This window comes from Acidithiobacillus sp. (assembly GCF_049965315.1).
Classification (GTDB): Bacteria; Pseudomonadota; Gammaproteobacteria; order Acidithiobacillales; family Acidithiobacillaceae; genus Acidithiobacillus_B.
The window spans coordinates 1-840 of the sequence record NZ_JBMFWL010000066.1; the positions used below are offsets into that span (position 1 = coordinate 1).

Annotated in this window: 2 pseudogenes; both read left to right on the forward strand. The window is 66.1% G+C overall.

What is annotated here, in order from left to right:
* A pseudogene (locus ACP5MM_RS09800) lies at positions 1–287 on the forward strand (hypothetical protein); the annotation flags it as partial.
* A pseudogene (locus ACP5MM_RS09805) lies at positions 284–840 on the forward strand (hypothetical protein); the annotation flags it as partial. The pseudogenes ACP5MM_RS09800 and ACP5MM_RS09805, both read left to right, overlap by 4 nt.

Genomic DNA, 840 nt, shown 5'->3' on the forward strand with positions numbered 1-840 from the left:
GCGCCTTTTCCAGACCCGCGCCGAGATCTACACCCTGGTGGCTGATTTGCAGCGCTTGGCGGCGGAAATCGCCCCCCCTGGCCCGGGAAGTTCCGCAGTTGCAACGGGCCGAGGAGCGTCTGCGCAGGGCAGCCAGCGAGAGAAACGTGACCTTGATCGATTATGAAAGTGTGCGCAGCCAATCCCTGGCCAAAGGTCTGCAGTTGCTGGCCCTGCAGCAGGCCTATGCCGAACAGCAGGCGGCCCTGACCATGGCCATTGGCGGCACCTGGAAGGGGCAACCATGAAGGAAATGGAGAAGATGCCGCCACGAGCAGTGGGGGCGGCATGGGCGGGCTGGAGTGGCCGGATGATCATGGTCGTATTGCTGCTGCTGGGTCTGTCCGCGGTCCCCGCTGCCGCCCTGGCGGAGGTGTCGGCATTGGTGCGGCTCACCCCGGCCCGCGTCATGGCGATGACCGACCACTTGCATGCCTATGGGACGGTGGAGTTCTCCCCCGAAGGCGGGCAGACCCTCTCCCTGGAGGCCGAGAGCCTGGTTACCCAGGTCCTGGTGGCGGCCGGACAGCGGGTACGGAAGGGGGAGCCCCTGCTGCGCGTGAAGCCAAGCATCAACGATCAACTGCAGATGGACCAGGCCCGCATCGCCGTGCGTTACGCCGAAGAAGATCTCCAGCGCCTGAAGGGGCTGCGGGACCGCCAGTTGGCCACCAATGCCGAGGTGCAGGCCGCCGCGCAAAATCTCGCCCGGGCCAAGGCCGGTTTACGGGATATCGGCGCCCGTTTGCATACGCTCCAGAGCGGCGCCTTGCGTGCCCCCATGAACGGGGTGGTGGAATC